Annotated in this window: 25 protein-coding genes and 1 tRNA gene; 12 read left to right on the top strand and 14 right to left on the bottom strand. The window is 65.0% G+C overall.

From position 1 onward, the window contains the following. Nucleotides 1–163: 163 nt before the first annotated feature. Nucleotides 164–337 carry a hypothetical protein gene (locus U5A52_RS13360; RefSeq protein ID WP_321909188.1) on the bottom strand — a complete coding sequence of 58 codons (174 nt, stop codon included), beginning with the start codon at nucleotides 335–337 and terminating at the stop codon, nucleotides 164–166. Nucleotides 338–469: 132 nt separating this feature from the next. Here U5A52_RS13360 and U5A52_RS13355 point away from each other — a divergent pair, with 132 nt between their 5' ends. After that, nucleotides 470–640 carry a hypothetical protein gene (locus tag U5A52_RS13355; RefSeq protein WP_321909186.1) on the top strand — a complete coding sequence of 57 codons (171 nt, stop codon included), beginning with the start codon at nucleotides 470–472 and terminating at the stop codon, nucleotides 638–640. Nucleotides 641–665: 25 nt separating this feature from the next. On the opposite strand, the gene U5A52_RS13350 is transcribed toward U5A52_RS13355, so the two are convergent. The 4 genes from U5A52_RS13350 to U5A52_RS13335 all read right to left on the bottom strand — a co-directional run bounded on the left by U5A52_RS13350 (nucleotide 666) and on the right by U5A52_RS13335 (nucleotide 4,790). After that, complete coding sequence (locus U5A52_RS13350) at nucleotides 666–2,018, bottom strand: MATE family efflux transporter (RefSeq protein ID WP_415773841.1); 1,353 nt, start codon at nucleotides 2,016–2,018, stop codon at nucleotides 666–668. Continuing rightward, nucleotides 2,015–2,323, bottom strand: coding sequence for a DUF2288 domain-containing protein (locus tag U5A52_RS13345; protein ID WP_321909182.1), 309 nt, complete (start codon nucleotides 2,321–2,323; stop codon nucleotides 2,015–2,017). The genes U5A52_RS13350 and U5A52_RS13345 overlap by 4 nt, the downstream gene beginning before the upstream one ends. A 658-nt stretch (nucleotides 2,324–2,981) precedes the next feature. Next, nucleotides 2,982–3,710, bottom strand: coding sequence for a peptidoglycan DD-metalloendopeptidase family protein (locus U5A52_RS13340; RefSeq protein ID WP_321909181.1), 729 nt, complete (start codon nucleotides 3,708–3,710; stop codon nucleotides 2,982–2,984). A 165-nt stretch (nucleotides 3,711–3,875) separates the two neighbouring features. Further along, nucleotides 3,876–4,790, bottom strand: a complete 915-nt coding sequence (locus U5A52_RS13335) for an aldose epimerase (protein WP_321909179.1) — start codon at nucleotides 4,788–4,790, stop codon at nucleotides 3,876–3,878. A 37-nt stretch (nucleotides 4,791–4,827) separates the two neighbouring features. Between U5A52_RS13335 and U5A52_RS13330 the strand changes: the two genes are divergently transcribed. The 3 genes from U5A52_RS13330 to U5A52_RS13320 all read left to right on the top strand — a co-directional run bounded on the left by U5A52_RS13330 (nucleotide 4,828) and on the right by U5A52_RS13320 (nucleotide 6,307). After that, on the top strand, nucleotides 4,828–5,058 hold the full coding sequence (locus tag U5A52_RS13330; RefSeq protein WP_321909177.1) for a hypothetical protein: 231 nt from the start codon (nucleotides 4,828–4,830) through the stop codon (nucleotides 5,056–5,058). A 225-nt stretch (nucleotides 5,059–5,283) separates the two neighbouring features. After that, nucleotides 5,284–6,114 (top strand): undecaprenyl-diphosphate phosphatase, encoded by an 831-nt coding sequence (locus tag U5A52_RS13325; protein ID WP_321909176.1) that lies wholly within the window; start codon nucleotides 5,284–5,286, stop codon nucleotides 6,112–6,114. 116 nt (nucleotides 6,115–6,230) lie between these two features. Then, nucleotides 6,231–6,307, top strand: a tRNA-Arg gene (locus U5A52_RS13320). Nucleotides 6,308–6,390: 83 nt separating this feature from the next. On the opposite strand, the gene U5A52_RS13315 is transcribed toward U5A52_RS13320, so the two are convergent. Together U5A52_RS13315 and U5A52_RS13310 are read right to left on the bottom strand one after the other, a co-directional pair. After that, nucleotides 6,391–6,876 carry a PH domain-containing protein gene (locus U5A52_RS13315; protein ID WP_321934988.1) on the bottom strand — a complete coding sequence of 162 codons (486 nt, stop codon included), beginning with the start codon at nucleotides 6,874–6,876 and terminating at the stop codon, nucleotides 6,391–6,393. A 187-nt stretch (nucleotides 6,877–7,063) separates the two neighbouring features. Further along, nucleotides 7,064–8,647, bottom strand: a complete 1,584-nt coding sequence (locus U5A52_RS13310) for an acid phosphatase (protein WP_321934987.1) — start codon at nucleotides 8,645–8,647, stop codon at nucleotides 7,064–7,066. Between the two features lie 289 nt (nucleotides 8,648–8,936). Between U5A52_RS13310 and U5A52_RS13305 the strand changes: the two genes are divergently transcribed. Beyond that, nucleotides 8,937–10,355: a cytochrome-c peroxidase gene (locus U5A52_RS13305; RefSeq protein WP_321934986.1), complete on the top strand. Its 1,419-nt coding sequence runs from the start codon at nucleotides 8,937–8,939 to the stop codon at nucleotides 10,353–10,355. 21 nt (nucleotides 10,356–10,376) lie between these two features. On the opposite strand, the gene U5A52_RS13300 is transcribed toward U5A52_RS13305, so the two are convergent. Further along, nucleotides 10,377–10,637 carry a hypothetical protein gene (locus U5A52_RS13300; protein ID WP_321934985.1) on the bottom strand — a complete coding sequence of 87 codons (261 nt, stop codon included), beginning with the start codon at nucleotides 10,635–10,637 and terminating at the stop codon, nucleotides 10,377–10,379. Nucleotides 10,638–10,821: 184 nt separating this feature from the next. On the opposite strand from U5A52_RS13300, the gene U5A52_RS13295 reads away from it, so the two are divergent. Together U5A52_RS13295 and U5A52_RS13290 are read left to right on the top strand one after the other, a co-directional pair. Then, nucleotides 10,822–11,220 (top strand): RT0821/Lpp0805 family surface protein, encoded by a 399-nt coding sequence (locus tag U5A52_RS13295; protein ID WP_321909169.1) that lies wholly within the window; start codon nucleotides 10,822–10,824, stop codon nucleotides 11,218–11,220. 7 nt (nucleotides 11,221–11,227) lie between these two features. After that, on the top strand, nucleotides 11,228–11,677 hold the full coding sequence (locus tag U5A52_RS13290) for an NUDIX hydrolase (RefSeq protein ID WP_321934984.1): 450 nt from the start codon (nucleotides 11,228–11,230) through the stop codon (nucleotides 11,675–11,677). An 81-nt stretch (nucleotides 11,678–11,758) separates the two neighbouring features. Here the strand turns inward: U5A52_RS13290 and U5A52_RS13285 are convergent, their stop codons facing one another. Continuing rightward, nucleotides 11,759–13,477 (bottom strand): glutamine--tRNA ligase/YqeY domain fusion protein, encoded by a 1,719-nt coding sequence (locus U5A52_RS13285; protein ID WP_321934983.1) that lies wholly within the window; start codon nucleotides 13,475–13,477, stop codon nucleotides 11,759–11,761. 156 nt (nucleotides 13,478–13,633) lie between these two features. Here U5A52_RS13285 and U5A52_RS13280 point away from each other — a divergent pair, with 156 nt between their 5' ends. Then, nucleotides 13,634–14,188 carry an RBBP9/YdeN family alpha/beta hydrolase gene (locus U5A52_RS13280; RefSeq protein ID WP_321934982.1) on the top strand — a complete coding sequence of 185 codons (555 nt, stop codon included), beginning with the start codon at nucleotides 13,634–13,636 and terminating at the stop codon, nucleotides 14,186–14,188. 18 nt (nucleotides 14,189–14,206) lie between these two features. On the opposite strand, the gene U5A52_RS13275 is transcribed toward U5A52_RS13280, so the two are convergent. Continuing rightward, nucleotides 14,207–15,427, bottom strand: a complete 1,221-nt coding sequence (locus U5A52_RS13275) for a CaiB/BaiF CoA-transferase family protein (protein WP_321909164.1) — start codon at nucleotides 15,425–15,427, stop codon at nucleotides 14,207–14,209. 319 nt (nucleotides 15,428–15,746) lie between these two features. Here U5A52_RS13275 and alaS point away from each other — a divergent pair, with 319 nt between their 5' ends. Beyond that, nucleotides 15,747–18,374 carry an alanine--tRNA ligase gene (gene alaS, locus U5A52_RS13270; RefSeq protein WP_321934981.1) on the top strand — a complete coding sequence of 876 codons (2,628 nt, stop codon included), beginning with the start codon at nucleotides 15,747–15,749 and terminating at the stop codon, nucleotides 18,372–18,374. A gap of 83 nt (nucleotides 18,375–18,457) precedes the next feature. Here the strand turns inward: alaS and U5A52_RS13265 are convergent, their stop codons facing one another. Beyond that, nucleotides 18,458–19,399, bottom strand: coding sequence for a LysR substrate-binding domain-containing protein (locus U5A52_RS13265; protein ID WP_321934980.1), 942 nt, complete (start codon nucleotides 19,397–19,399; stop codon nucleotides 18,458–18,460). 97 nt (nucleotides 19,400–19,496) lie between these two features. Here U5A52_RS13265 and U5A52_RS13260 point away from each other — a divergent pair, with 97 nt between their 5' ends. From U5A52_RS13260 to U5A52_RS13250, 3 genes are all read left to right on the top strand, one after another. Continuing rightward, on the top strand, nucleotides 19,497–20,717 hold the full coding sequence (locus tag U5A52_RS13260; RefSeq protein WP_321946885.1) for a YbfB/YjiJ family MFS transporter: 1,221 nt from the start codon (nucleotides 19,497–19,499) through the stop codon (nucleotides 20,715–20,717). A gap of 181 nt (nucleotides 20,718–20,898) precedes the next feature. Continuing rightward, the gene (locus tag U5A52_RS13255) at nucleotides 20,899–21,429 is read left to right on the top strand and encodes an NUDIX domain-containing protein (protein WP_321934978.1); all 531 of its coding nucleotides are present in this window, start codon (nucleotides 20,899–20,901) and stop codon (nucleotides 21,427–21,429) included. Between the two features lie 52 nt (nucleotides 21,430–21,481). After that, nucleotides 21,482–21,925 (top strand): thioesterase family protein, encoded by a 444-nt coding sequence (locus U5A52_RS13250; protein WP_321909155.1) that lies wholly within the window; start codon nucleotides 21,482–21,484, stop codon nucleotides 21,923–21,925. Between the two features lie 67 nt (nucleotides 21,926–21,992). On the opposite strand, the gene U5A52_RS13245 is transcribed toward U5A52_RS13250, so the two are convergent. From U5A52_RS13245 to U5A52_RS13235, 3 genes are all read right to left on the bottom strand, one after another. Continuing rightward, nucleotides 21,993–22,910: an ATP adenylyltransferase family protein gene (locus tag U5A52_RS13245; protein WP_321934977.1), complete on the bottom strand. Its 918-nt coding sequence runs from the start codon at nucleotides 22,908–22,910 to the stop codon at nucleotides 21,993–21,995. 6 nt (nucleotides 22,911–22,916) lie between these two features. After that, complete coding sequence (locus U5A52_RS13240; protein ID WP_321934976.1) at nucleotides 22,917–23,402, bottom strand: adenosine-specific kinase; 486 nt, start codon at nucleotides 23,400–23,402, stop codon at nucleotides 22,917–22,919. Nucleotides 23,403–23,585: 183 nt separating this feature from the next. Further along, a complete protein-coding gene (locus U5A52_RS13235) occupies nucleotides 23,586–24,842 on the bottom strand; it encodes an MFS transporter (protein WP_321934975.1) in 1,257 nt (418 codons plus the stop codon). Nucleotides 24,843–25,061 lie beyond the last annotated feature (219 nt).

Here is a 25,061-nt window from a genome sequence, read left to right as displayed (position 1 = left end):
GTCTCCGAAAGAGAGCCGGGGTTCTGGCGTTTGGGCTGGCGTTGAAATGAAAGCGCGAGTCTGCCGTTCACGAAACGACGTAGCGAAAGCCGACACACGGCCAGCTCGACTGGCCGCGGCGAGAGTCAGGCAATGTACACGCCGTGGGCTACCGGCGCTGGGTTCAGTGCCTGCGGCGAACCCTGTCAAGCACGTGATGCTCGGCTAGCCAGTGATGCATCATGCCTTCGCCGTCGTGCTCCTTCCGGTAGGCGCGCGATTCGAAAATCGATAGCCCGAGCAGAACGATCAGACCCACACCAAGACCGATCAGACCCGCAATAGTTTCGGCATCCATGGCAGCCTCCTGTCGATTGCAGCCATGTCCGCATCTTAGAACAATGTGGCAACGGAAAAAATAGCAAGTTCAGCCGCTTCGCGACCTCTCGGGAGCGCTGATCGGATCATCATTCAGAAAGGATTTGAGGCGATGCCCCGTGTTTATCTGGCCCTTGCAATGGCCGTTTTGCTTTCGGCATGCGCTGATAACGCAACGAATCACCGCCACGGCACCCCGCCGCAGGACCCGCCCGACTACCACGGCGTGCCGACCGACGATCGGCCGCCGATGATGATCGACAACCCGCCACCCGCTCAATAAGCGCCGATGCCGGGCGCGAGCACGCTCAGCGCAACTGCGCAGACATAGGGCCGATCGCGCCGCTAATGCGCGGCAGCAAGGGCGAGAGCGTCATGCCGCGCGCGGCCATGAAGACAAGCAGGGCAATCCACAATCCATGATTGCCGAGCGGCCCGACCAGCGCCCAGGACGCACAAAGAAACACAGCCAGCGACACGGCCATGGCTTGCATGAGCTCGCGTGTTCGCGTGGCCCCGATGAATACGCCGTCCAGCAGAAATCCCCACACGGAAATGAGCGGTGACAGCGCCGCCCATGGGAGGAATGCCTCGGCGGCGGCACGCACCGCTGGCTGATCGGTGAGCTGAGCGATGATCCACGGGCCACAGACCCAATAAACCAGCGAAAAACCAACGGCGCCTAGTGCTGCCCAGAACAGGTTGATCTTCACGGCTTGACGGAACGCATGACGATTGCCTGCGCCGATCGCCGCGCCCACCAGCGCTTCGGCTGCATGGGCGAACCCGTCGAGACCGTAGGCCATGAAGGTCTGGAAGTTGAGCAGCAGCGCATTTGCGGCAAGGATCGCGTCGCCTTGCTTGGCGCCCAGATGTGCGAACCACCCGAACGAGCCCAATAGACAGAGCGTGCGCAAAAAGATGTCGCGATTGATCGCGACGAGGCGCTTGAGCGCCGCGGGGGCGAGCACGATTTGCAGCGCAAGCGGTGCGAGCCCGCGAGGACGTAGCCTCCACAGCACGCAGGCCCCAAAGACAAAACCGAGCGTATCTGCCGTCGCTGTTGCCGCGCCGATACCGGCGATGCCCCATCGCAACCCGTACACGTAGGCGAGCACCGCGACGACGTTCGTGAGATTGATAAAGATCTGCGAAAGCAGCGCAATGCGCACGCGCTGCGTGCCGAGCAGAAAGCCGAGCACGACGTAGTTAGCCAGGGCGAACGGCGCCGAGCCGATGCGCGCAAGGCAGTAGACCCCGGCGTTGCGTTGCACCTCGATGCTGCCGCCAATGGCCGCGAGCGTGTACCGGATCAAGGGAGCTTGAATCAGCAAGATCGCGGCGCCGATCGCGAATGCCAGGAGCAGGGCGCGTACGACATTCGCGCGCAGGGCGGGGAGGTCGCGCGCGCCGTAGGCCTGTGCGACGAGTCCGGTCGTCCCCATGCGCAGGAAGCCGAAGCCCCAAAACACGAAGTTGAAGAACAGGCCGCCCAGTGCGACGCCGCCAAGGTCGGCCGCACTGCCGAGGTGACCTGCCACAGCCGTATCGACGGCACCGAGGATAGGCTGTGTGAGATTGGCGAGGACGATGGGAAACGCGAGCGTCAGCACGCGCCGATGCCAACCTCGTTGATCGGGCAGGGCCTCGGCGCCGCTCAAGCGCGTTCCTGCACGCACACCCACGGCGAGACGACAACCGCCCACAACTCGGGCTTGCGAGCCGCGTAATCCGCTGCGGTTTCCGCCTGCATGCGTTCGACGAGGCCCGAAGACAGCCATTGCGTGACGACCGCACTATTGTCGCTGGCAATGGCCTCGGCCACGCTCACGAGGTCGAGGTCGCGCGCTACGCTCAACAGCTTGCCTTGCGCAAAGAAGCGCTCGAGATCTTGCCAGTCGATCTTGGCGGTTTCGCCGAGCAGCTTGGTGTACGTCGAACTGGGGTTGGCGTCTTCGATAGTCATGGTAGTGGGGAATTCGTTGCGGCCGATACTATAAACGATAGTCGGTCTGCCGGCCGCTGGCCGGATGGCGAACGCCAAAGCAGCGGGATTAATCACATTAATTGTCGATATCCAGGCTTTCGCCGCCAAAATACAGACAATAAGCAACATTAAATCGGCCAAACATCTGATCTAAGCGTGCTGCGAATTGATGTTTCAAATTTGTACAGCACGCCGAATAAATGCGCTGTTACGTGCGCTCGCCCACTAAAGCCAGTGGCCTCGAAAATGCACAAATCGCCATGCTTTAAACCACCGATTCGGGCTTGCGAAAAGCCCTCGAAAGCGCAATCGACGTCAGCCTGAATGTCCCGTCCAGCAAGCCTTTGCGCCATTCGACGAGTTGTCGTCTTGTGTCATTGAAGCGCGCGATTCGGTGCACCCGAACAGTTGATTCGGCGTCCTCATTCGTTGCTGAAAAGTGATGCGACACATAATCCGTGCGGCGTAGCACATTTTCGGGCTAATTAAGTGATTGCGCCGCAGGAAGCCCGTTGATAGATTGCGATTCGGCGCATGGTAAACCGGTCCTTTGCCGATATGCGCCAAACCCCCGTTAGCCCGGCGCCATGCCGGGCTTTTTTTTTGTTCATTGATCGGCTGGCAGCAACGGCCAGTGTCAGCGCGCGGGGAGTTGTCGAGTTGGATCGATCGAGCGCCCCTGGTATCGCAGCTCGAAATGCAGCATCACGCGATCGTTGTCGCTGTTGCCCATTTCCGCGATCTTTTGCCCTTGCGTGACGCTTTGACCTTCCTTCACGAACAATGCCTGATTGTGTGCATAGGCTGTCAGGTAATCGCCGCTGTGCTTGATGATTAGCAAGTTACCGTAGCCCCGCAGTCCATTGCCTGCATAGACCACGGTGCCGGGCGCGGCAGCGACGATTGGCGTGCCGGCCGCATTGACGATGTCGATGCCCTTCGAATTGCGGCCATCGAAGCCGCGGATGACCTGACCGCTAGTCGGCCAGACGAGCGAAATCGAAGGCGCGGCCGCTGTCGACGGTGCGGACGACTCCGCGGGTGACGGCGCAGCAGCCGTCTCGGCTGCATTGGCACTCTCGCGCGGCGCAGCTGCACTACGTGGCGCGCCACCGGTACGGGCGCTCGCTGTACCGGCAGGCGGCTCCACGCGCAGGACCTGGCCGACTTCGATGGCGTCGGGATTCGACAGATTGTTCCAGCGCACGATGTTCTGTACGGACTGGCGATTGCTGCGCGCGATCTTGTACACGGTGTCGCCGCGTTCCACGCGGTAAAAGCCGGGGCCGACTGGAGCCGATCCGCACGCCGCGAGCAACGCAACGAGCGCCGCACACGCAATCCGTCTGATTCCTGGTGCCAACATTGAACCTCGCATGACCTTGCCTCGACGGACCGAAGTCCGCCGCGCTGGCAAAACGCCCGATTTTAGCGGTTTTGCCAAAGCAACTGGGGTTTTGCCTGACGAATGACTGACGAAAGCGGCAGCGCCCATGTCCGTGCCGGCACCAGAGGAGGCCTGCGGGCGCGATTAGCCACCGAGCGTCTCGACGCCGATGCGCAGCGTCGCCGTCTCCGTTTGACCCGGTGCGAGCCAGCGCAGGCCGAGCCCGTTATGGATCGCATCAGGCAGGCCAAGCCAGGGTTCGACGCAGTAGAAGTCCGAGTCCGCGGCTTCCGTCCACGTCGTCACGGCGTACCAGGGGAGCGAGCCGGGCCGGTTCAGATCGATCGTCACCGCGCGGCCGAGTCCCGGTGCGACGAGGCGCACCGGCGTGGCGGGCGGCGTGGGTTCGAGCACATGGAAACGGTCGATGATGCTGGCGTCGTCGAGTCGGTATTGCGCCTTGCCGGGCTCGGGCGCGCTGATCGAGCCGTCCGCGAGTTGATGACGGCGCTGGGCAGGCGGCAAGTCGAGCGTCGTTTGCGCGCGCTGGGCGTGCGGCAGGGCGAAATAGAAGTGATGGCCCGCGTACCAGGGGAGCGGCTGCGCGCCGGTATTGGTCGCGGCGAGCGTGACTTCGAGCGTATGCGCGTCGGCGAGCCGGTAGGCCGCTTCGAAGCGAAAGGCGAACGGGTAGCCCGTGCGCGTTGCATCCGAGTCGACGAGCGTCATCTTCAGGCCGTGGCCATCGTCGTCGACAAGCGCTGCGAACGGCAGGTCACGCGCAAAGCCGTGCATCGGCAGATCGCGAACCACGCCTTGGGCGTCGCGCCAGCGGCCGATCTGGCCGTCCACACGATGGCGCCCAAGGAACGGGAAGAGCAGCGGATTGCCGCCGCGCACACGTGCCGGTTCGGCCCAGTTTGCATTCTCCGGCCACACGATGACCGGGCGGCCGTCGACTTGCCACGAGAGCAAGCGGCCGCCGGCCCACGGCGCGAAACGCAACGTCGAGGCACCGCGGGTGAGGGTGAGGATGTCCTTTTCTGGATGAGCGTTCATGGGCGGGCCTGGAGTGGGTGGAAGGAGGGCGGCGCACATGCGCCGGGCAGGCGGATTTTGCGCTGCTTTCTCATGCGTGAAAACCCTTGTCGGGAAAGCGTGGGTATTGTTCAAGGACGAGAGTCAGCATAATCCGCATGACCGTGCGCTGGCGCACAGAGCATTTTCGCAGGAGACCCCCATGGACCTCGCAATGGCAATGAGCATGGCGCTGTTCAGCCTCTTTGTCGGCAGCAGCGCGTATTTCTTCTACAAGATGGCGCGCTGATCGCGCGACGTTCCGTCCCCCTCATCCGGTTCTCGCAAGCGCGACACGCGCGTTCGCGCCAGAATCCGTGTCTTCGCAGCCAACTTTGTTGCGACGCAGTAACTTTTCCGACAAATCCCTCTCCAGGCTTGGCGCTGCAATACGGCCCAGGCATAATCGGTGCGCTTTGCCGCACCGGCTCCGCAACGGTCCGGCCCCTTACACCATCATTACGAGGATCCGCGCGTGAGTCTCTGGTTTCTATTCTTCCTGAGCGTGTTGCAAGGCGTCACCGAACTGTTCCCCGTGAGCAGTCTTGGCCATACGCTGCTCGTGCCCGCGCTGTTCGGCATGCACATCGACAAGCACGCACCGCAATTGCTGCCGTTCCTCGTCGCATTGCATCTGGGAACCGCGGTCGCTCTCCTCTGGTATTTCCGTGAACGCTGGGTCGCGCTGATCAGCGGCTTCTTCAGTTCGCTGGCCGGCCGCAAGAACGACGACGGCCATATGATGTGGGCGCTCATTATCGGGACGATTCCGACGGGCATCGTTGGCCTCGTGCTCGAAAAGCGCATCGAAGCCATCTTTCACGATCTGCGCATTGTCGCGGCCGCGTTGATGGTCAATGGCGTGCTGCTGTGGTTCGGCGATCGTCTCCAGCGCGCGCGTGCACATCGTCCGCCCGAGAAGCTCACGTTCCGCCAGGCGTTTCTCGTCGGCCTCGCCCAGATCGGCGCGCTCATTCCCGGTTTTTCGCGCAGCGGTCTCACGATGATCGCCGGCAATGCGGCAGGCCTCACGGCAGAAAAGGCTGCGGAGTTCTCGTTCCTGCTCGGCACGCCGATCATCTTTGCGGCTGGCGTGCTCGAACTGCCGAAGCTCTTTCACGCGCGAGATCAGCTGATGACTGCGGTCGTGGGCGGCGTGCTCACGGGCATCGCGGCCTGGCTGAGCGTGAAGTTCCTGATGAGCTATTTCGAGGGGCGTGGGCGCCTCGCATCGTTCGGTGCGTACTGCCTGATCGCGGGTGCGATCTGCCTTGGCTGGTTTGCGCTCCATCAGCAGCCGGTTTGAATCTGGCGCGAAGGCCCTTCGCAGGCGTGATGAGCAGGGCGCGACCGCATGGGACGATCGCGGTATAATCCAGCCCCGTCTTCGTGCGGCCCGCTTGCGGCCTTGCGCACGTCCACGCGACAGTAGCTCAGCTGGATAGAGCATCGGCCTTCTAAGCCGAGGGTCGGGGGTTCGAGCCCCTCCTGTCGCGCCAGATCAAACAAACAAAAAGCCCGGCCTTCACCGCCGGGCTTTTTGCTTTTTCACACACCACGAATCGACGCGGAATCAACGCCCTCACGCCACGAGCCGCAACGGCACCGGCTCCTCGGCCGCTTGCGCGAGAAACACCATACGGCGAAACTCATGCGGATTCGAAATGCCGGGAATCGGCGTCGCGATGAGGCCCCCACCACCAATAACGAGCGAACCGTAGTCGAATATCCGGCCAATCAGGCTTTGCTCGACCCGCACGCTCTCGATCTTCGCAAGCGTCAGCTCCACGGTGTGCCGACGCAGCGCGCCGAACTTCGCCACCACGCGTTTATTTGTCACGGCGAATTCCGTCGTCCACCACGCGAGCAGCGAGGCGCCGAACAGTCCCAGACCTGCGACGAAAAACCCCACCGCAGCGAACGGCGACGTGCCCATGGTGCCGATGAGCACGCCCCAAACCATGAGCAAAAGGCTGAATGTGATACGCGGACCCATCGCCCAGAAGCAGGGGTGTCCCTCGCAGACGATCCTCTCGCCCGGCAGGAGAGTCGATTCGACGTATTTCACAATGACCTCCGTCAAGATTTGTGCAGTAACCAATCTGTAAGGTAGTGCATCTCGCGCAGAAGGATCCGTGGTCAAACGTCGCGGCTCAGCGCCTGGCGCCGGCGCAATAAAAAAGGGCAGCCCGAGGGCTGCCCGTCAAACCGGATGAGCAACATCCGGTCATCGATGGTCGGTTGGTGTCTCGCGCTTAGAGCTTCACGTCGAGCGCGTTGGTCAGATCGCCCATCGGCTGGGCGCCGTTGCTCTTGAGCGCGGCGTCGCGGTTCGCGAGCCCCGGCAGCGTCGGCAGCGAGAAGCGCCGCGTGATGAGGCGCAGGATCGAGGTCGTGTCGTACTGCGTGTGGTCGACGTAACCCTTCTTCGCATACGGCGAGATGATGAGCGCCGGAATGCGCGAGCCCGGACCCCAGCGGTCGCCCTTGGGCGGCGCAGCGTGATCCCAGAAGCCGCCGTTTTCGTCGTAGGTGACGACCACGACCATGTTGTTCCACTGCGGGCTCTTCTGCAGATGCGCGATGACGTCGGCAATATGCTGGTCGCCGCTCGTCACGTCCGTGTAGCCCGCGTGCTCGTTCAGGTTGCCCTGCGGCTTGTAGAACGCCACTGCCGGCAGCGCGCCTGCGTCGATCGCCTTGAGGAACTCCGTGCCGTCCATGCCGCCGTCGAGCAGATGCTTCGCGCGCGCGTCGGTGCCCGGCGCGTAGTTCGCGAAGTAGTTGAACGGCTGATGGTGGGGCTGGAAGTTCGGCGCCGTCATGTTCGCACCGTAGATCACGCCCGAGGTGCTGTTCTGCGCCGCGCTCACGGCCGCGCCCCACGCGCCGCCGTACCACGCCCACGTCACGCCCGCGTTCGAAAGCAGGTCGCCGATGTTCTGCGTCGTTTGCGCGGGCATCGTGGAGGCGTTCGACGGGTCGGCCAGGTTCGCGTCGCCACCCGAAGCCGGCGCGTTGCCGCTCGGCTGATACGGCGGCTGCATCGTGTTCACCGCGTAGAAGTCCGGCGTCAGATTGCCCGATTTCACGAACTTCGGAATGCCGACGAGCGCCGACTTCGGCGAGTTCGACGCGAGCGTGAGCGAAACGCCGTCGGCGTCCACGGCCGAGATCGTCGGCTTGGCCGGGTTCGTATCCGCGTTCGCATAGAACGGCGTGCACGCGCAGATCAGCCACTGGTGATTCAGGAACGAGCCGCCGAACGCGCCCATGAAGAAGTTGTCGGCGAGCGTGTATTGCTGGGCGATCTTCCAGAGCGGCAGCTTTTCTGCGCTCGTCGTGTAGTGCCCCATCACGAGACCGCCGGAGTCGGCGTAGGCCGCGAACATGTCGTTCTTGCCGCCGTGGATCTGCATCTGGTTCTCGTAGAAGCGGTGGTACAGGTCGCGCGTCGTGACCGAGAGCGGCACGTTGTAGCCTTTCGCGTCGTCGATGGCGAACGGCGCATTCGGCATGTTCTCGGTCATCGCCGCGGTCACCACGGGCGTGACGCCCGTTTGCGTGAGACCGTTCCAGACGGTCGGCAGCGTGGCGAGCACGGAGCCGTCGCGATCGAGCTGCTGCGTGCTTTGCGCGCTCAGGTTCTGCAGGCCATTGGCGCCCGGGAAGCTGCCGTACAGGTTGTCGAAGCTGCGGTTTTCCGCGTAGATCACGACGATGTTCTTCACCGACGAAAGGCCGGGCTTGCTGTTGTCGTTGCCGCCGCAAGCGGCGACGGCCAGGGTCGCCGCCGCTACCGCGATCGGCGTGGCATAGAACCACTTTTTGTTGATCATTTTTTTCTCTCTCTCGCGTTGGGGGCCCGCATGGAGGGCCGGCGCGAATGACACCGGCCTTCGGGCGAGGCGCAGTGTCGCAATCGTTTTTGACAGCGATATGTAAAAAATTACATTTAGCTTTTTTGTGCCCTTTGATTGCATGACATCTGTCTTACTGCATGTCATTTGAGCGTCACATCCCTGACATACGCTTTCGCGACTTCGATGTGCGGGTGAGCGCATCGGCATTCGCACTGCAGCGGCGCGGCGGCAAGCGCGCGTCGCGCTCAAGCTTCGGGGACCAGGCATGTTGCGTAGATTGGCGCGTCGTACGGCGCGAACACACAGTGAGACGCGCGCTCGATCGCACGGCGGCGCGCGCCGCCAGGCGGGGCGCTTCCTGATGGCGGCGGCGCTGTCGTCGCTGCTGATGGCGTGCGACGGCAGCATGTCCGGTTCCGCGACCGCCGATGCAACGACAGGCGCATCTGGCAGCGCCTCGCGTGCGCAAGACGCCAATGCGAACGCGCGCGCCGCACAGGGCGTGAAGCTGATGAAAATCGCCGCGCCCGCGCAAGGTGGACAGACGCGTGCCGAGGTCTACGCGCAGGTGCGCCGCATGACGGTGCTCGGCAAACAGATGTTCTTCGACCCGTCGCTCTCGGGCTCGGGCAAGATGGCGTGCGCGTCGTGTCACAGCCCGGACCACGCGTTCACGCCGGCCAACGCGCTCGACGTGCAGATCGGCGGCACGGACATGCGACGCCAGGGCATGCGCGCCGTGCCGACGCTCAAGTATCTGCAGGCGGTGCCGGCGTTCGCCGAGCACTATCACGACTCCGACGACGAAGGCGATGAGAGCGTCGATGCGGGTCCGACCGGCGGGCTCACGTGGGACGGCCGCGTCGATCGCGGTTCGGACCAGGCGCGCATTCCGTTGCTCTCGACGTTCGAGATGGCGAGCTCGCCGAAGAAGGTAGCCGAGGCGGTGCGGGCGGCACCTTACGCTGAGGCGTTTCGCGAGGCATTCGGCGCGCGCGTCCTGGCTGACGACGATGCAACCTTCAAGGCCGTGCTGAAGTCACTGGAGACATTCGAGCAATCGCCCGAGGTGTTTTATCCATACACGAGTAAATACGACGCGTACCTCGCCGGCAAGGCCACGCTCGGCGCCGCCGAGCTGCGCGGGCTGCAGCTCTTCAACGACGAGAAGAAGGGCAATTGCGCGAGCTGCCATATCAGCCAGCGTGCAAAGGACGGCTCGCCTCCGCAATTCAGCGACTTCGGTCTGATCGCTGTGGGCGTGCCGCGCAACCGTGCGCTTACCGTGAATCACGACCGCAAGTTTTTTGATCTAGGGGCATGCGGCCCGGAACGCACGGACCTCGATCATCGCGCGGAATTTTGCGGGCTCTTTCGCACGCCGACGCTGCGCAACGTCGCGCTCAAGAAGTCGTTCTTCCACAACGGCGTTTATCACTCGCTGGAAGATGTGCTGCGTTTCTACGCGCGGCGCGATACGAATCCGGAGGAGTTCTATCCGGTGGTGAAGGGCCGCGTGCAGAAGTTCGACGATCTACCGCGCCGCTACTGGGTGAATCTGAACACGGACCCGCCGTTCGATCGCAAGCCGGGCGACGCGCCAGTGTTCAGTAACGCCGAAATCAAGGACGTGATCGCGTTTCTCGACACGCTCACCGACGGCTGGCAGCCGGGGGCGCATTGAGCGTGGACTGAGCGCGCTGCGTCAGACGCCCGCGATCAGCAGGCAGACGCCGGCGAGCACGACGAAGGAGACGAGCAACGCGACCGTACCGATGCGCACCGTGGCGTCCGGCCAGCGCGGCGCGTGCTCGGTGCGCTCAGGGCGCTCAAGGTGTATTGCGAGGTTCGGGCCAGGTGTTTGCGTTTGTGGCGCGTGCGTGTAGTGCGCGACGAACGACATCAGGCCGATGCAGATGAGGGCCAGCAGGACCGCAAAGACCCTTAGGGCGATGGCGTAGGTCATGTCAGATATTCCTGATGGAGATGTAAGTGGGCGACGGACCCATCGTAGTGATCGGTGCTAGCCCTCACCATCAAATCAATCTGAAAAGAAACCGGGCGCGAGCGCGGCCTCGCTCGGTGAGCCGAAAAAAGGGCGCGTGTTATGCTTTTCGCCGAATCGCTCAGTCAGTCGAGGAGAACACAAAATGTCGAGAATGCCCCGAACCCTGCATACGCTGAGCGCCCTGGGCGCGGCGCTCTTTGTCACGGTCGGCATGGGCAACGCACATGCCGCCAACCTGGGTTTTCTGAACAACACGCCCATGTCGTTCATGAACCAGGCGGACTACAGCTCGCTGCAGAACGCTGTGCGCGATGCCGTCGAGCACAAGGCTGATGGCGAGGCCACGGCGTGGTCGAACGAGGGCTCGCGTAATGGCACGCGCATCACCTCGACCATCACGCCGTCGAATACGCAAAAGGAAGGCGACAAGACCTGCCGCGACACCGAGGTCGTCATCAACGCGAAGGGCCAGTCGATGACGCTGCGTCCGCACTTCTGCCGCACGGGCCAGGGCGCGTGGGTTTTCCAGAAGCAGCACTGAGCGCGCGGTGAACGGCAAGATCGTTTCGTGCGGCATCGTGCTGCTCGATCCTGAAGGCCGCGTGCTGCTCGCGCACGCAACCGGCACGAATCACTGGGACATTCCGAAGGGGCAGGGCGAGTCCGGCGAGACCGAATCGCAAAGCGCGCGCCGCGAGATGGTCGAGGAGACCGGCATCGAAGTGGCGGCGTCGCGGCTCGTCGATCTTGGGCGCTATCTGTACCGGCGCGACAAGGATCTGCATCTCTTCGCCGCGCGCGCGAGCGCCGATGAACTCGATCTCTCGCGTTGCGTTTGCGTGTCGCTCTTTCCGCGCAGGGAGGACGGCGTGATGATCCCGGAAATGGACGCCTGGCGCTGGACCCCGCCAGGCGAAGTCGATCGCTACGCGAGCCGCAGTCTCGCGCGCCTTTTCAACACGACGCTTTCGCTCGCCGAATTGCATCGCAAACTTTAAGGCGTTCTCGCTAGCCGCTGTCGAAAAGAAAAAGCCCGCACAAATCTGTGCGGGCTTTTTGCTTGATGGCGGGCGCGCGCCTTACTTGCCCCAGCTGTCGCGCAAACCGACGATGCGGTTGAACACCGGCGCACCCGGCTTCGAATCGTAGCGGTCGGCGACGAAGTAGCCATGGCGTTCGAACTGATAGCGGTCTTCGGGCGCGGCGTCGCGTGCGCCCGGTTCGACAAAAGCCTGAACAACGCGCTTCGAGTCCGGATTCAGCGCCTCGAGGAAGTCGCGGCCGCCCGCATCGGGCTGCTCTTCGCGGAACAGGCGGTCATAGAGGCGCACTTCGGCTGGCACGGCGTTGTCGGCGCTGATCCAGTGGATCGTGCCCTTGACCTTGTAGTTGCTCGCGCCTTCGGTGCCCGATTTGCTGTCGGGGAAGTAGTTGCAATGCACGGCAATGATGTTGCCGTCGGCGTCCTTCTCCGCGCCCGTGCATTCAACGACGAAGCCGTACTTCAGCCGCACCTTGTTACCCGGGAACAGGCGGAAATAGCCCTTCGGCGGCGTTTCCTGGAAGTCCTCGCGCTCGATCCACAGTTCGCGCGAAAACGTGAACGCGCGATTGCCGCGCTCCGGATGATGCGGATGCACTGGCGCGCTACATGCCTCGGACTGGCCTTCGGGGTAGTTGTCGATCACGAGCTTGAGCGGGTCGAGCACGGCGGTCGCACGCGGCGCCTTGTCGTCGAGGTCGTCGCGCAGCGCGCCTTCGAACACGCTCATGTCGATCCACGAATCGACCTTCGTCACGCCGATGCGCTCGCAGAAAAGCTGGATGGCTTCAGGCGTGAAGCCGCGGCGGCGCACGCCGACGATGGTCGGCATGCGCGGGTCGTCCCAGCCGTCCACGTGGTTTTCGGTCACGAGTTGCAGCAGCTTGCGCTTGCTCGTGATCGCGTACGTGAGGTTCAGACGCGAAAACTCGATTTGCTGCGGCAGCGGGCGCGCGAACACGCCGGCGTCGGCCAGTTCGCTGAGCACCCAGTCGTACAGCGGACGGTGGTCTTCGAACTCGAGCGTGCACAGCGAATGCGTGATGTTTTCCAGCGCGTCCGAGATGCAGTGCGTGTAGTCGTACATCGGATACACGCACCACTTGTCGCCGGTGCGGTAGTGATGCGCGAAGCGGATGCGGTAGATGACCGGGTCGCGCATGTTGAAGTTCGGCGACGCCATGTCGATCTTCGCGCGCAGCACGTGCGCGCCTTCGGCGAATTCACCGGCCTTCATGCGGCGGAACAGGTCGAGGTTTTCCTCGACCGAGCGCTCGCGGAACGGCGAGTTCTTGCCGGCCTCCGTGGCCGAGCCACGGTTCGCGCGCATCTCTTCCGGCGACTGGCTGTCCACATACGCCTTGCCGCGCTGGATCAGCAGTTCGGCGAACTCGTAGAGCTTGTCGTAGTAGTCGCTCGCGTAGAAGAGGTATTCCTGGTCGTCCTTCTTCCACTCGAAACCAAGCCACTCCACAGCGTCGATGATGGAGTTGACGTACTCGACGTCTTCCTTCTCCGGGTTCGTGTCGTCGAAGCGCAGGTGGCACACGCCGCCGTAGCTTTTCGCCACGCCGAAGTTCAGGCAGATGCTCTTCGCGTGGCCGATGTGCAGATAGCCGTTCGGCTCCGGCGGGAAGCGCGTTTCGACGCGCTGCGCCCACTTGCCCGACTGGTTGTCGTCGTCGATGATGTTGCGGATGAAATTGGATGCCGCAGGCGCGTCCGTGCGGTCGGCGTCTTTACGTTCGGTATTCATGCGAAAAGGGAGTCGTTCGAGGGCACCCGTCAAAAGGATAAAAGCGCGTAACCGGGCACCCGATGGTGTCTTCCATTCTACCTGACGCGACCCGCCGTGCCAGTCCCGGTGCCGGATCGTCGCGCGGACCACAACAAGCGAGGAAAAAACGTGACGATGAATGAAACGTCTGTGCTGGTACTGCCGGGCTATATGGATTCGGGGCCGGGGCACTGGCAGACGCGCTGGGAAGCCGCGCACACGGGCTTTACACGGGTGCAGATGCCCGACTGGATGCACCCGGACTGCGAGGCGTGGTGCACGACGCTCGAAGCCGCCGTGCAACGCGCGCCTGCTGGCGTGCGCCTCGCCGCCCACAGCCTGGGCTGCCTGACCGTGGCGCACTGGGCCGCGCATCACGCGAGCGCCGCGACCCGCGCGAAGGTGGCTGGCGCGCTGCTGGTGGCGCTACCCGATCCACACGGTCCCGAATTTCCGCGCGACGCACGGGGCTTCGATCCGGTGCCGCTGGCGGCGCTGCCGTTTGCGAGCGTCGTGGTCGCCAGCAGCGACGATCCGTATGGCGGCGCGGCGTTCTCCGAACGCTGCGCGCAGGCGTGGGGCAGCCGCTGGTTCGAGATCGGCGCGCGCGGCCATATCAACGCGGAAAGCGGGCTCGCCGACTGGCCGCAGGGGCTCGCGTGGCTGATGTCGGCGGGGAACCGCGGCTAGCCGCCCTGGGCGTCGTGGTTACACCACGCCCTTGCCGCGCAACGCCGCTACCTGCTCGTCGCCGTAGCCGAGCACCTCGCGCAGTACCGTATCGGTATGCTCGCCGAGCGTGGGCGGATGGCTCGTCACGCGCGGCGGGGTCTCGCTCATGCGGATGGGGTTGCCCACGAGCCGCGCCGTGCCGCCCGAAGGATGCGGCACATCGACCTGCAGCCCGCGCGCGATCACCTGCTCGTTATCGAACACTTCCGCGAGGTTGTTGATCGGCCCGCACGGCACGCCCGCGGCTTCGAGCGCGCCGATCCAGTCGGCTTTCGTGCGCCCGCGAATCAACCCGGCGACGATCGGCACGAGCGTGTCGCGATGGCGCACGCGCGCCGGATTGGTCGCGAAGCGCTCGTCGTCGGCAAGCTCGGGCTGGCCCGCCACTTCGACGAACTTGCGGAACTGTCCGTCGTTGCCCACCGCGAGGATGATCCAGCTGTCGCTCGTCTGGAATGCCTGATAGGGCACGATGTTCGGATGCGCGTTGCCCCAGCGCGCAGGCGGATTGCCGCTTGCGAGGTAGTTCGAGTTCATGTTCGCGAGCATGGCGACCTGCACGTCGAGCAGCGCCATGTCGATGTACTGGCCCACGCCCGTGCGGTCGCGGTGGGCGAGCGCCGTGAGCACGGCAATGGTCGAATACATGCCGGTCATCAGGTCGGCGATCGCGACGCCCGCCTTTTGCGGGCCGCCGCCCGGCAGCGCGTCGCGCTCGCCGGTAATGCTCATGAAGCCGCCCATGCCCTGCACGATGAAGTCGTAGCCTGCGCGCGAGGCGTAGGGCCCCGTTTGGCCGAAGCCGGTGACCGAGCAGTAGATGAGGTCGGGCTTCACTTCGCGCAGCGACTCGTAGTCGAGCCCGTACTTCTTCAACTGGCCCGCCTTGTAGTTCTCCAGCACGACATCGCTTTGCGCGGCCAGCTCGCGCACGATGCGCTGCCCCTCGGGCGTGGCGATGTCCACCGTCACCGAGCGCTTGTTGCGGTTCGCGGCGAGGTAGTAGGCCGCTTCCGCGGTGTCCGCGCCGTCGGGCGTTTTCAGGTACGGAGGCCCCCAGTGGCGCGTGTCGTCGCCGGCGCCGGGGCGCTCGACCTTGATCACGTCGGCGCCGAAGTCGGCGAGGGTCTGTGCGCACCACGGTCCGGCGAGGACGCGGGTGAGATCGAGTACGCGAATATGGCTGAGAGCGCCCATGCTGTGTCTTCCAATGTCGTTCTAAGGCAGGCCGTGAGCGCACATGGCGCGCAGGCCGATGCCGCCCATAGTAAGCGAAAAGGCGGGGTACACGTCAATATTCGGTACAAAGTTCCGCACTGCGGAACAAAGCCGAGCGGCCCGTCGCCGCCGCACGCCGTGTCGCGCCCATGCAAACCACGCGGGGGGCGCCGCCGCGAGCGGGCGGCGATCCCGTATAATCGTTCGATTCAGCATCGGGGTTTTCGCCACCGGCCGGGGCCCCGACCACGACCAAGATTGAAGCACCGGACGCCCCAGGAAGGACCCAACGCACGCCATGAAAGCCGCCGACATCCGCGAGAAATTCCTCAAGTTCTTCGAATCGAAGGGCCACACGATCGTGCGCTCGTCGAGCCTCGTGCCGGGCAACGACCCGACACTGCTCTTCACCAACTCGGGCATGGTGCAGTTCAAGGACGTGTTCCTCGGCACCGACCAGCGCCCGTACTCGCGCGCCACGACGGCGCAGCGCAGCGTGCGCGCCGGCGGCAAGCATAACGACCTCGAAAACGTCGGCTACACGGCGCGCCACCACACGTTCTTCGAGATGCTCGGCAACTTCTCGTTCGGCGACTATTTCAAGCGCGACGCGATCCACTACTGCTGGGAACTGCTGACCAAGGTCTACGCGCTGCCGGCAGAGAAGCTCACGGTGACCGTCTACCAGGAAGACGACGAAGCCTTCGACATCTGGGCGAAGGAAATCGGCGTGCCGGTCGAGCGCATCATCCGCATCGGCGACAACAAGGGCGCGCGCTACGCTTCCGACAACTTCTGGCAGATGGCCGATACCGGCCCGTGCGGTCCGTGCTCGGAAGTGTTTTACGACCACGGCCCGGAAATCTGGGGCGGCCCTCCGGGGTCTCCTGAGGAAGACGGCGACCGCTTCATCGAGATCTGGAATCTCGTGTTCATGCAGTTCAACCGCGACGCCCAGGGCAACATGACGCCGCTGCCCAAGCAGTGCGTCGATACGGGCATGGGTCTCGAGCGCCTTGCCGCCGTGCTCCAGCACGTGCACAGCAACTATGAGATCGACCTGTTCCAGAACCTCATCAAGGCGGCTTCGCGCGAAACGAACACGCCCGATCTCACGAACAATTCGCTGAAGGTCATCGCCGACCACATCCGCGCGTGCTCGTTCCTGATCGTCGACGGCGTGATTCCGGGCAACGAAGGCCGCGGCTACGTGCTGCGCCGTATCGTGCGCCGCGCGATCCGCCACGGCTACAAGCTCGGCAAGAAGGGCGCGTTCTTCCACAAGCTGGTGGGGGATCTCGTCGCCGAAATGGGCGCGGCTTACCCGGAACTCGCCGAAGCGCAGCAACGCGTGACGGACGTTCTGCGCCAGGAAGAAGAGCGCTTCTTCGAGACCATCGAGAACGGCATGTCGATCCTCGAAGCCGAACTCGCAGACCTCGAGGCCAAGGGCCGTAAGACGCTCGACGGCGAACTCGCGTTCAAGCTGCACGACACGTACGGTTTCCCGCTCGACCTCACGGCCGACGTGTGCCGTGAGCGCAACATGACGGTCGACGAGCCGGCGTTCGACGAAGCGATGGCGCGTCAGCGCGAGCAGGCGCGCGCGGCAGGCAAGTTCAAGATGCTGACGCAGGGCCTCGAATACTCGGGCGCGAAGACGACGTTCCACGGCTACGAAGAAATCGTGTTCGACGACGCGAAGGTCGTCGCGCTCTACGTGGACGGCTCCTCGGTCAACGAAGTGAAGACGGGCCAGGACGCCGTGGTCGTGCTCGACCACACGCCGTTCTACGCGGAATCGGGCGGCCAGGTGGGCGACCAGGGTGTGATCTCGAACGCGAGCATCCGCTTCGCCGTTGCCGACACGCTCAAGGTTCAAGCCGACGTTGCCGGCCACCACGGTACGCTCGAGCAAGGCACGCTCAAGGTTGGCGACGTCGTGAAGGCGGAAATCGACGCCATTCGCCGCGCCCGCACCGCGCGCAACCACTCGGCCACGCACTTGATGCACAAGGCGCTGCGCGAAGTGCTCGGTGCGCACGTGCAGCAGAAGGGCTCGCTCGTCGACGCCGATAAAACCCGCTTCGACTTCGCGCACAACGCGCCGATGACGGATGACGAAATCCGCCGTGTCGAGCAGATCGTCAACGCGGAAGTGATCGCGAACGCGCCCGGCATCGTGCGCGTGATGTCGTACGACGATGCCGTGAAGGGCGGCGCGATGGCGCTGTTCGGCGAGAAGTACGGCGACGAAGTGCGCGTGCTCGACCTCGGCTTCTCGCGCGAGCTGTGCGGCGGCACGCACGTGCATCGCAGCGGCGATATCGGCCTCTTCAAGATCGTGATGGAAGGCGGCGTGGCCGCGGGCATCCGCCGCGTGGAAGCGATCACGGGCGACAACGCCGTGCGCTTCGTGCAGGACCTCGACGCCCGCATCAACGCGGCAGCGGCGGCGCTGAAGGCGCAGCCTTCGGAGCTCACGCAGCGCATCGCGCAGGTGCAGGACCAGGTCAAGTCGCTGGAAAAGGAACTGGGCGCGCTCAAGTCGAAGCTCGCTTCGAGCCAGGGCGACGAGCTCGTCGGCCAGGCGATCGAAGTGAATGGCGTGCACGTGCTCGCCGCGACGCTCGACGGCGCCGATTCGAAGACGCTGCGCGAGACCGTGGACAAGCTCAAGGACAAGCTCAAGAGCGCGGCCATCGTGCTGGCGGCGGTGGAAGGCGGCAAGGTCAGCCTGATCGCCGGCGTGACCGCCGAGGCGAGCAAGAAGGTCAAGGCCGGCGAACTCGTGAACTTCGTCGCCCAGCAGGTGGGCGGCAAGGGCGGCGGCCGTCCCGACATGGCGCAGGCGGGCGGCACGGAGCCTGCCAACCTGCCGGCCGCGCTTGCCGGCGTGAAGGGCTGGGTCGAAGCGAAGCTGTAATGCCGCGCGCGGCGGCTTGATCGCCGCTTGGCAATGAAAAAAGGGCTGTCCGTGAGGGCAGCCCTTTTTGTTTTCCGCGCGGCTTAAATGGCGTGCAGGCCTGCCGCCGTCGCTGCAGCTTCACCCGCTAACGGTGACGCCGCGCAGCCTGTGTGTTGCGCATGCTCCATCAGCGCGTCCTTCAACGCGCCGAGCGCGGGCGAAAAGTGGCCACGCCGCCAGGCAAGCAGCGTGTCGATCTGGCCGAGCTTGCCAAGGGAATGCACCGTGACCTCGTCGGCGCTGCGTTGCAGTTCGAGCACCGAGCGCGGCGCGACGGCCACACCCGCGCCCGCCGCCACGCACGCGACGATCGCGTGATACGAGCCCAGTTCCAGCACGCGTGACGGCCGGATGCCATGCTCCAGATACCACCGCTCGACGTAGGCGCGATACGCGCAGCCGCGCTCGAACGCGACGAGCGTGGAGAGCGCGATATCGCGAGGCTGACGGATTGCCCGGTGCCCGCGCGGCGTGAGCATCACGAGTTCCTCGCGATAGACCGGCACGACGTCGAACACCTCGGGGTCCGGCAGGCCGTCGAGCGGCGTGGCGATCAGCGCGGCATCGATTTCGTATTCGCGCAGACGTTCGATCAGCGTGCCCGTCGTGCCCGTTTCCAGTTCGAGCGTGACCTCGGGCCACGTCTGGTGATAGTGCGCAAGCAGGCCGGGCAGACGGCTTGCCGCAGCGCTTTCCATGGTGCCGAGCCTCAGGCGTCCCGCCGGGCGTCCGGCCTTCAGCGCATGGCGCGCTTCGTCGGCAAGCGCGAGCAGACGCTCGGCGTAGGGCAGCAGGGTTTCGCCCGCGGGCGTGAGAATGAGGCGGCGGCCCTCGCGCGTGAAGAGCGGCGTGCCGAGCTGATCTTCGAGTTGCTTGATGCGCGTCGTCACGTTCGACTGCACGCGGTTGAGCTTGGCGGCGGCCCGCGTTACGCCGTTTTCCCGGACGACCGCCCGGAAAATCGCCAGTTCGGCGAGGTCCATGGTTCTCTCCTCGGGATGCATTGATTCATGATAATTCATTTTTCGTGAACGATAGAATTGCCTACGATGGTAGGCGATCGCTTAACCCACTGAACTCATGAACGATTACGTCCCCCGCGCCGCCTGCGTTTCCGGGCCACGCCCGCATGCCGGGCGCCGCGCGGCGTTGGCCTGCATGGTGACCCTCGCCGTCGCCCTGGGTGTCGGGCGCTTCGCGTTCACGCCGCTCTTGCCACTGATGCTGCACGGCGGCGCGCTCGACCTGCGCCACGGTGGCTGGCTCGCATCGCTGAACTACGCGGGCTACTTCGTCGGCGCGCTCAGTTGTGTGGCGCTGCGCATCGCGCCCGCAAAGATCGTACGCGCCGGCCTCGTGGCCACGGTGCTCCTCACGCTCGCGATGGGCCTCACCGAGCAGTTCTGGATCTGGGCGGCGGTGCGTTTCGTGGCGGGCGCGGTGAGCGCATGGACGTTCGTATTCGCCTCGCAATGGGGCCTGCGGCGGCTTGCGCAACTGGGCGCGAACGAGTGGGGCGGCGTGATCTACACCGGTCCGGGCGTCGGCATTATCGCGACCGGGCTGTTCGTGAGCGCGGCAGGCGGTCTCGGCGCGCGCGCGGGTTGGCTAGGCTTCGGGCTCATCAGCGCGCTGCTCGCCGTGCTCGTCTGGCCCGCGTTTGGCGAGGACATGCGCGCGCTGGCGCCGCGCCCCGCTGCGAGCACGACGGCCGGCACCGCGCACGACACCGGCGAAGACCGCCGCGCGGACGCTCTCTGGCTCGTGCTGCTGTATGGCGTGCCCGGCTTCGGCTACATCATCACGGCGACGTTCCTGCCCGTGATCGCGCGCCACGCGCTGCCCGGCTCGGCGTGGCCCGACCTGTTCTGGCCGATGTTCGGCGCGGCGCTGATCACCGGCGCGCTGCTGGCGGCGCGCTTCCCGCTGCATTGGGACAACCGCGTGATGCTGGCGGGCGCGTACGTGCTGCAGGCCGTGGGTATCGCGCTCGGTATCGTCTGGCCCAACGCCGCGGGATTTTCGTTCGGCAGCGTGTTGATCGGATTGCCGTTCACGGCGATCACGCTCTTCGCGATGCGCGAGGCGCGCCTTCTGCGCGGCGAGCATGCGGCCGCGCTGATGGGCTATGCGACGGCTGCCTATGGCGTCGGGCAGATCGCGGGGCCGCTCGTGGCCGCGCCGCTCGCGGCGTCGACGGGCTCGTTCTCGCCGTCGCTGTGGCTCGCGGCGGGCGCGCTCGTGGCCGGGGCGCTCGGACTGCTGTGGCGGGTGTGGCTCACGCGCGAGGCGGCGCGCTAGTGTGAGCCGTGAGGTCGTGCAGAGGCGTGAAAACGGCGGGCACGCGGCATCGCACCGGTTTTGCGCGGTCGCACGCGCGTGTCGATAGCGCACTAGAATGGACGCTTTCGCGCGAGCCGCGAGCGTGCCCGCCGGGCCGCGCAGCGGGTTCGCAGCGCCATCGACCCGTGCCTTTTCCCCCATGAGCGACTACCAGTTTTGCCCGCGCTGCGCCACGCGCCTGACCGAGCGCGCCGATCCCGACCACGAAGGCGGCCGCGTGCGTCTCGCCTGCCCGGACTACGCCTGCGGCTACGTCCACTGGAACAACCCGCTGCCCGTCGTGGCGGCGATCGTCGAGTACGAGGGCCGCATTCTGCTCGCCCGCAACGCCGCGTGGCCCGAAGGCATGTTCGCGCTCATCACCGGCTTTCTCGAAAACGGCGAGACGCCCGAAGAGGGCATCGCGCGCGAGGTGTGTGAAGAGACCGCGCTGCGCGCCGAGAGCGTCGAACTGGTTGGCGTGTATGAATTCATCCGCAAGAACGAACTCATCATCGCGTATCACGTGAAGGCGTCGGGCACGATCGCGCTCTCGCCGGAACTGCTCGAATACCGCCTCGTCGAGCCCGCGAAGCTGCGGCCGTGGCGCGCCGGCACGGGGCAGGCGCTCGGAGAATGGATGCGCCGGCGCGGCCTGCCGTTCGAGTTCGTCGAGCGTCCGGGCCAGTGATGGCCGCAAGACGCTCGACACTTTCCCGCTACGCCTTCCCTGGATCACGCTGATGAACCGACCCGTCACCGTCGCCCGCTCCGGGTATCGCCATTTCCTGCCGATCGGCACGCGCTGGATGGACAACGATGTCTACGGCCACGTGAACAATGTCGTCTACTACAGCTACTTCGACACCGTCGTGAACGAGTATCTGATACGCGCGGGCGCGCTCGACATCGAACACGGCACGACGATCGGGCTCGTGGTCGAAACGCAGTGCAACTACTTCGCGCCGCTCGTGTTTCCGGAGCGCGTGGAGGCGGGGCTGCGTGTGGCGCGGCTCGGTTCGTCGAGCGTGCGCTATGAGGTAGGCCTCTTTCGCGAAGGCGAGGACGCACCCGCGGCGCAGGGGCATTTCGTGCACGTCTACGTCGATCGTGCCACGCGCCGGCCCGTGAGCGCGTTGCCCGATGCGCTTCGCGCGGCGCTCGAGCCGCTCGTTGTCGAGCGCTGAACGCACCGCAGCGCACGTCAGCGCACGTCAGCGCACCTCAGCGCACCTCAGCGCACCTCAGCGCACCTCAGCGCGCCACACTCACGCGTTCTAGCGCCGTCATCGGGCCGAGTTGCGTGAGCGTCTGCAACTGCGCTGCGTTGCGCACGAAGAACGAACCGGCAAAGCCGAGCGAGTTCACCGAGATTCCCTCGACGCATTCCGCCGTGCGCGGCACGACCAGCATCCACTTGCGCGTGACGAGCAGGTTGTACGGCGCACTCTGATGCGCGACGCCGCCCGCGTCGATAGCGCTCACGCCCGCCGCGTCTAGCAGCGCGCGATAGCAGTCGAGTGCGACCTGCGCGGCGGCGTCCGGCGTGGCCTTGTCGGGGCCGAGGTCGAGGCGCGCGAAGGCGTGGCGAAACGCGAGCCCTGGCACGATCGCGATGGGACGCGCGCCGTGAACCGCCTGCGCGCTGCCGAGCAGGGCTTCGAGGGGCGTCGCGCGAGGCCCGTCGCCTGCGAGCGGCAGCGGCACCATCTGCAGATGCTTGTGCGGCTGGCTCGCGCCTGCCGCCGCGCCGCCGTTGTAGAACGCGAGACCGTCGATCTCGCGCAGCGCCGCGATCAGTGCGGTGAAATCGGCCGCGTCAAGCAGCGCTTCCTGCGGCTCGTAGCGGCGCGTCACGATCAGCAGGTGCTGGTCGATCACATTGAACTTGTTGAGCAGCGCGACGTGCGTGGGCGACAGGTCGCAGACAAACAGATCGGGTTCGTAAGGCAGGAACGGATCGCGCGGCGGCTGCGGGCCGGACGCAACCGGAGTCTGCGGCGTGAGCCGCGCCGCTTCCTTGCGCGCAAGATTCCCGGCCACGCGCACATAGAAGCGCATACCGCCATCGTCGATGAAGGTATGCGCGGTCTCAATGGGGTGGAGCGCGCCGCACGCGAGCGCGTGCGCCGTCTGCCGCTCGATGGCCCCGCGCAGCGCCGCCATGGGCATGGGCGCTCAGGCCTTGTAGCCGATCGCGCGCAACAGGTCCTTGCGCCAGCGCACGTCGTCCTCGGCCTCGACGCCGAGCGGCGGCATGCCGTCCACCACGCCGACGATGCCGCGCCCTTGATCGGTTTCCGCGATCAGCACCTGAGTCGGGTTCGCGGTGGCGCAGAAGATGCGGCAGATCTCGGGTACGGCCTTGATCGTGTTGAGCACGTTGATGGGGAAAAAGCCGTCGCCGAGAAAGACGATGAAGCAGTGACCCGCGCCGATGCGCAGCGCGTTTTGCGTCGCCATCTCGATGAGTGCGTCCTGCGTGCCCGAGCGCCGCACGAGCCGCTTGCCCGACGCCTCGCAGAACGCGAGGCCGAACTGGATGCCCGGCACCGTGCCGTAGAGCGCCTCGTGCAGGTCCTCGACGGATTTGATGAAGTGGGTCTGGCCAAGGATGAAGTTGGTGGCTTCGGGCTTTTCGATCTCTACCGTGGACAGTTGCATGACGGACCTCGTGGGCGGGCGTCTCGGAAGCGCCGCATCTCGCCTGGCGGCTGGCGGCGGCCAACAACAAGCCTAGTACGAAGTCGCGGCGAGGCAAAGCGCGTGCAGGCGCACAAAGCACAACGGCCGGAGCCCCGAGGGGCGTCCGGCCGTTGTGTTGGGCAATGAGGCGTGCTGCAGCGCTTATGCGGCCTTCTTCGCGCGCTTGCCTTCCACGTTGGGCAGCAGCACGGTGAGGATGCCGATGAGCGGCAGGAACGAGCAGACCTTGTAGACGAAGGCGATGCTGGTGGCATCGGCCAACTGGCCGAGCACCGCTGCGCCGATACCGCCGAGACCGAACGCGAAGCCGAAGAACAGACCCGCGACCATGCCCACCTTGCCCGGAATCAGTTCCTGGGCATACACGAGGATGGCCGAGAACGCCGAGGCCAGCACCACGCCGATGATGACCGTGAGCACGCCGGTCCAGAACAGGTTGGCGTAGGGCAGGAGCAGCGTGAAGGGCGCCACGCCGAGAATCGAGACCCAGATCACGTACTTGCGGCCGATGCGGTCACCCACCGGACCGCCGATGATCGTGCCTGCGGCAACGGCGGCGAGGAACACGAACAGATGGATCTGCGCGGCCTGCACGGAAAGGTGGAAACGGTCGATCAGATAGAACGTGAAGTAGCTGTTAATGCTCGCGAGGTAGAAGTACTTCGAGAACACGAGCAGCACGAGAACGCCGATGGCGCCCGCCACGCGTGCGCGCGAGAGCGCCACGTGCGGCACCTCGGCGCGCTTTTTCTTCAGCGCGGGATGTGCCTTGTACCAGCGGCCGATTTGCGTGAGCACGACCATGCCGACGAGCGCGGCCGCCGAGAACCACGCGATGCTGCGCTGGCCGTGCGGAATGACGATCGCGGCGGCGAGCAGCGGCCCGAGCGACGAGCCCGCGTTGCCGCCCACCTGGAAGAGCGACTGCGCCAGACCATGCTGGCCGCCCGAAGCCATGCGGGCGACGCGCGACGATTCCGGATGGAACACGGACGAGCCGCAGCCCACCAGCGCCGCTGCCACGAGCAGCACGCCGAAACTTGGCGCGACCGACATCAGCAGCAGGCCGCACAGCGTGAAGCCCATGCCGACGGGCAGCGAATACGGCAGCGGCCGCTTGTCGGTATACACGCCCACCAGCGGCTGCAGCATCGATGCCGTGATCTGGTAGGTGAGCGTGATGAGCCCGATCTGCGTGAACGACAGCGAGAAGTTGTCCTTGAGCATCGGGTAGATGGCGAGGATCAGCGACTGGATCATGTCGTTGAGCAGGTGCGAGAAACTGATCGCACCGAGCACCGAATAGACGGTGCGTTGCACCGCGGCGGGGGCGGAAGCGGCCGCGGACGAACCCGCGGCGGCGCCCGGCAGAGCGCCCTTGTCGAGACTGGTTTCCATGTTTTCGGTAGCAGCAGAGAGTTTTCAGCGGGAACCACTCCAGGCGGGCAGCGGCGACGGCATGAAAGGACATGTATAAGAGTTATGAGCGCAGTGTAATGTGTCTTGCTCGAACTGTACGGACAAGATTTGTCGAGAATCGGACACGGGCGGTGCACGGTTGCCCTGCGGCGCAATGCCGCAATGGGATGGAGCCAATACTCGAAATTGAGCCGGGAT

Source organism: Paraburkholderia sp. J8-2 (assembly GCF_905220195.1).
GTDB lineage: Bacteria > Pseudomonadota > Gammaproteobacteria > Burkholderiales > Burkholderiaceae > Paraburkholderia.
Note: the sequence above shows the minus strand (reverse complement) of the source record. Positions and strands in the feature narration are given on the sequence as shown.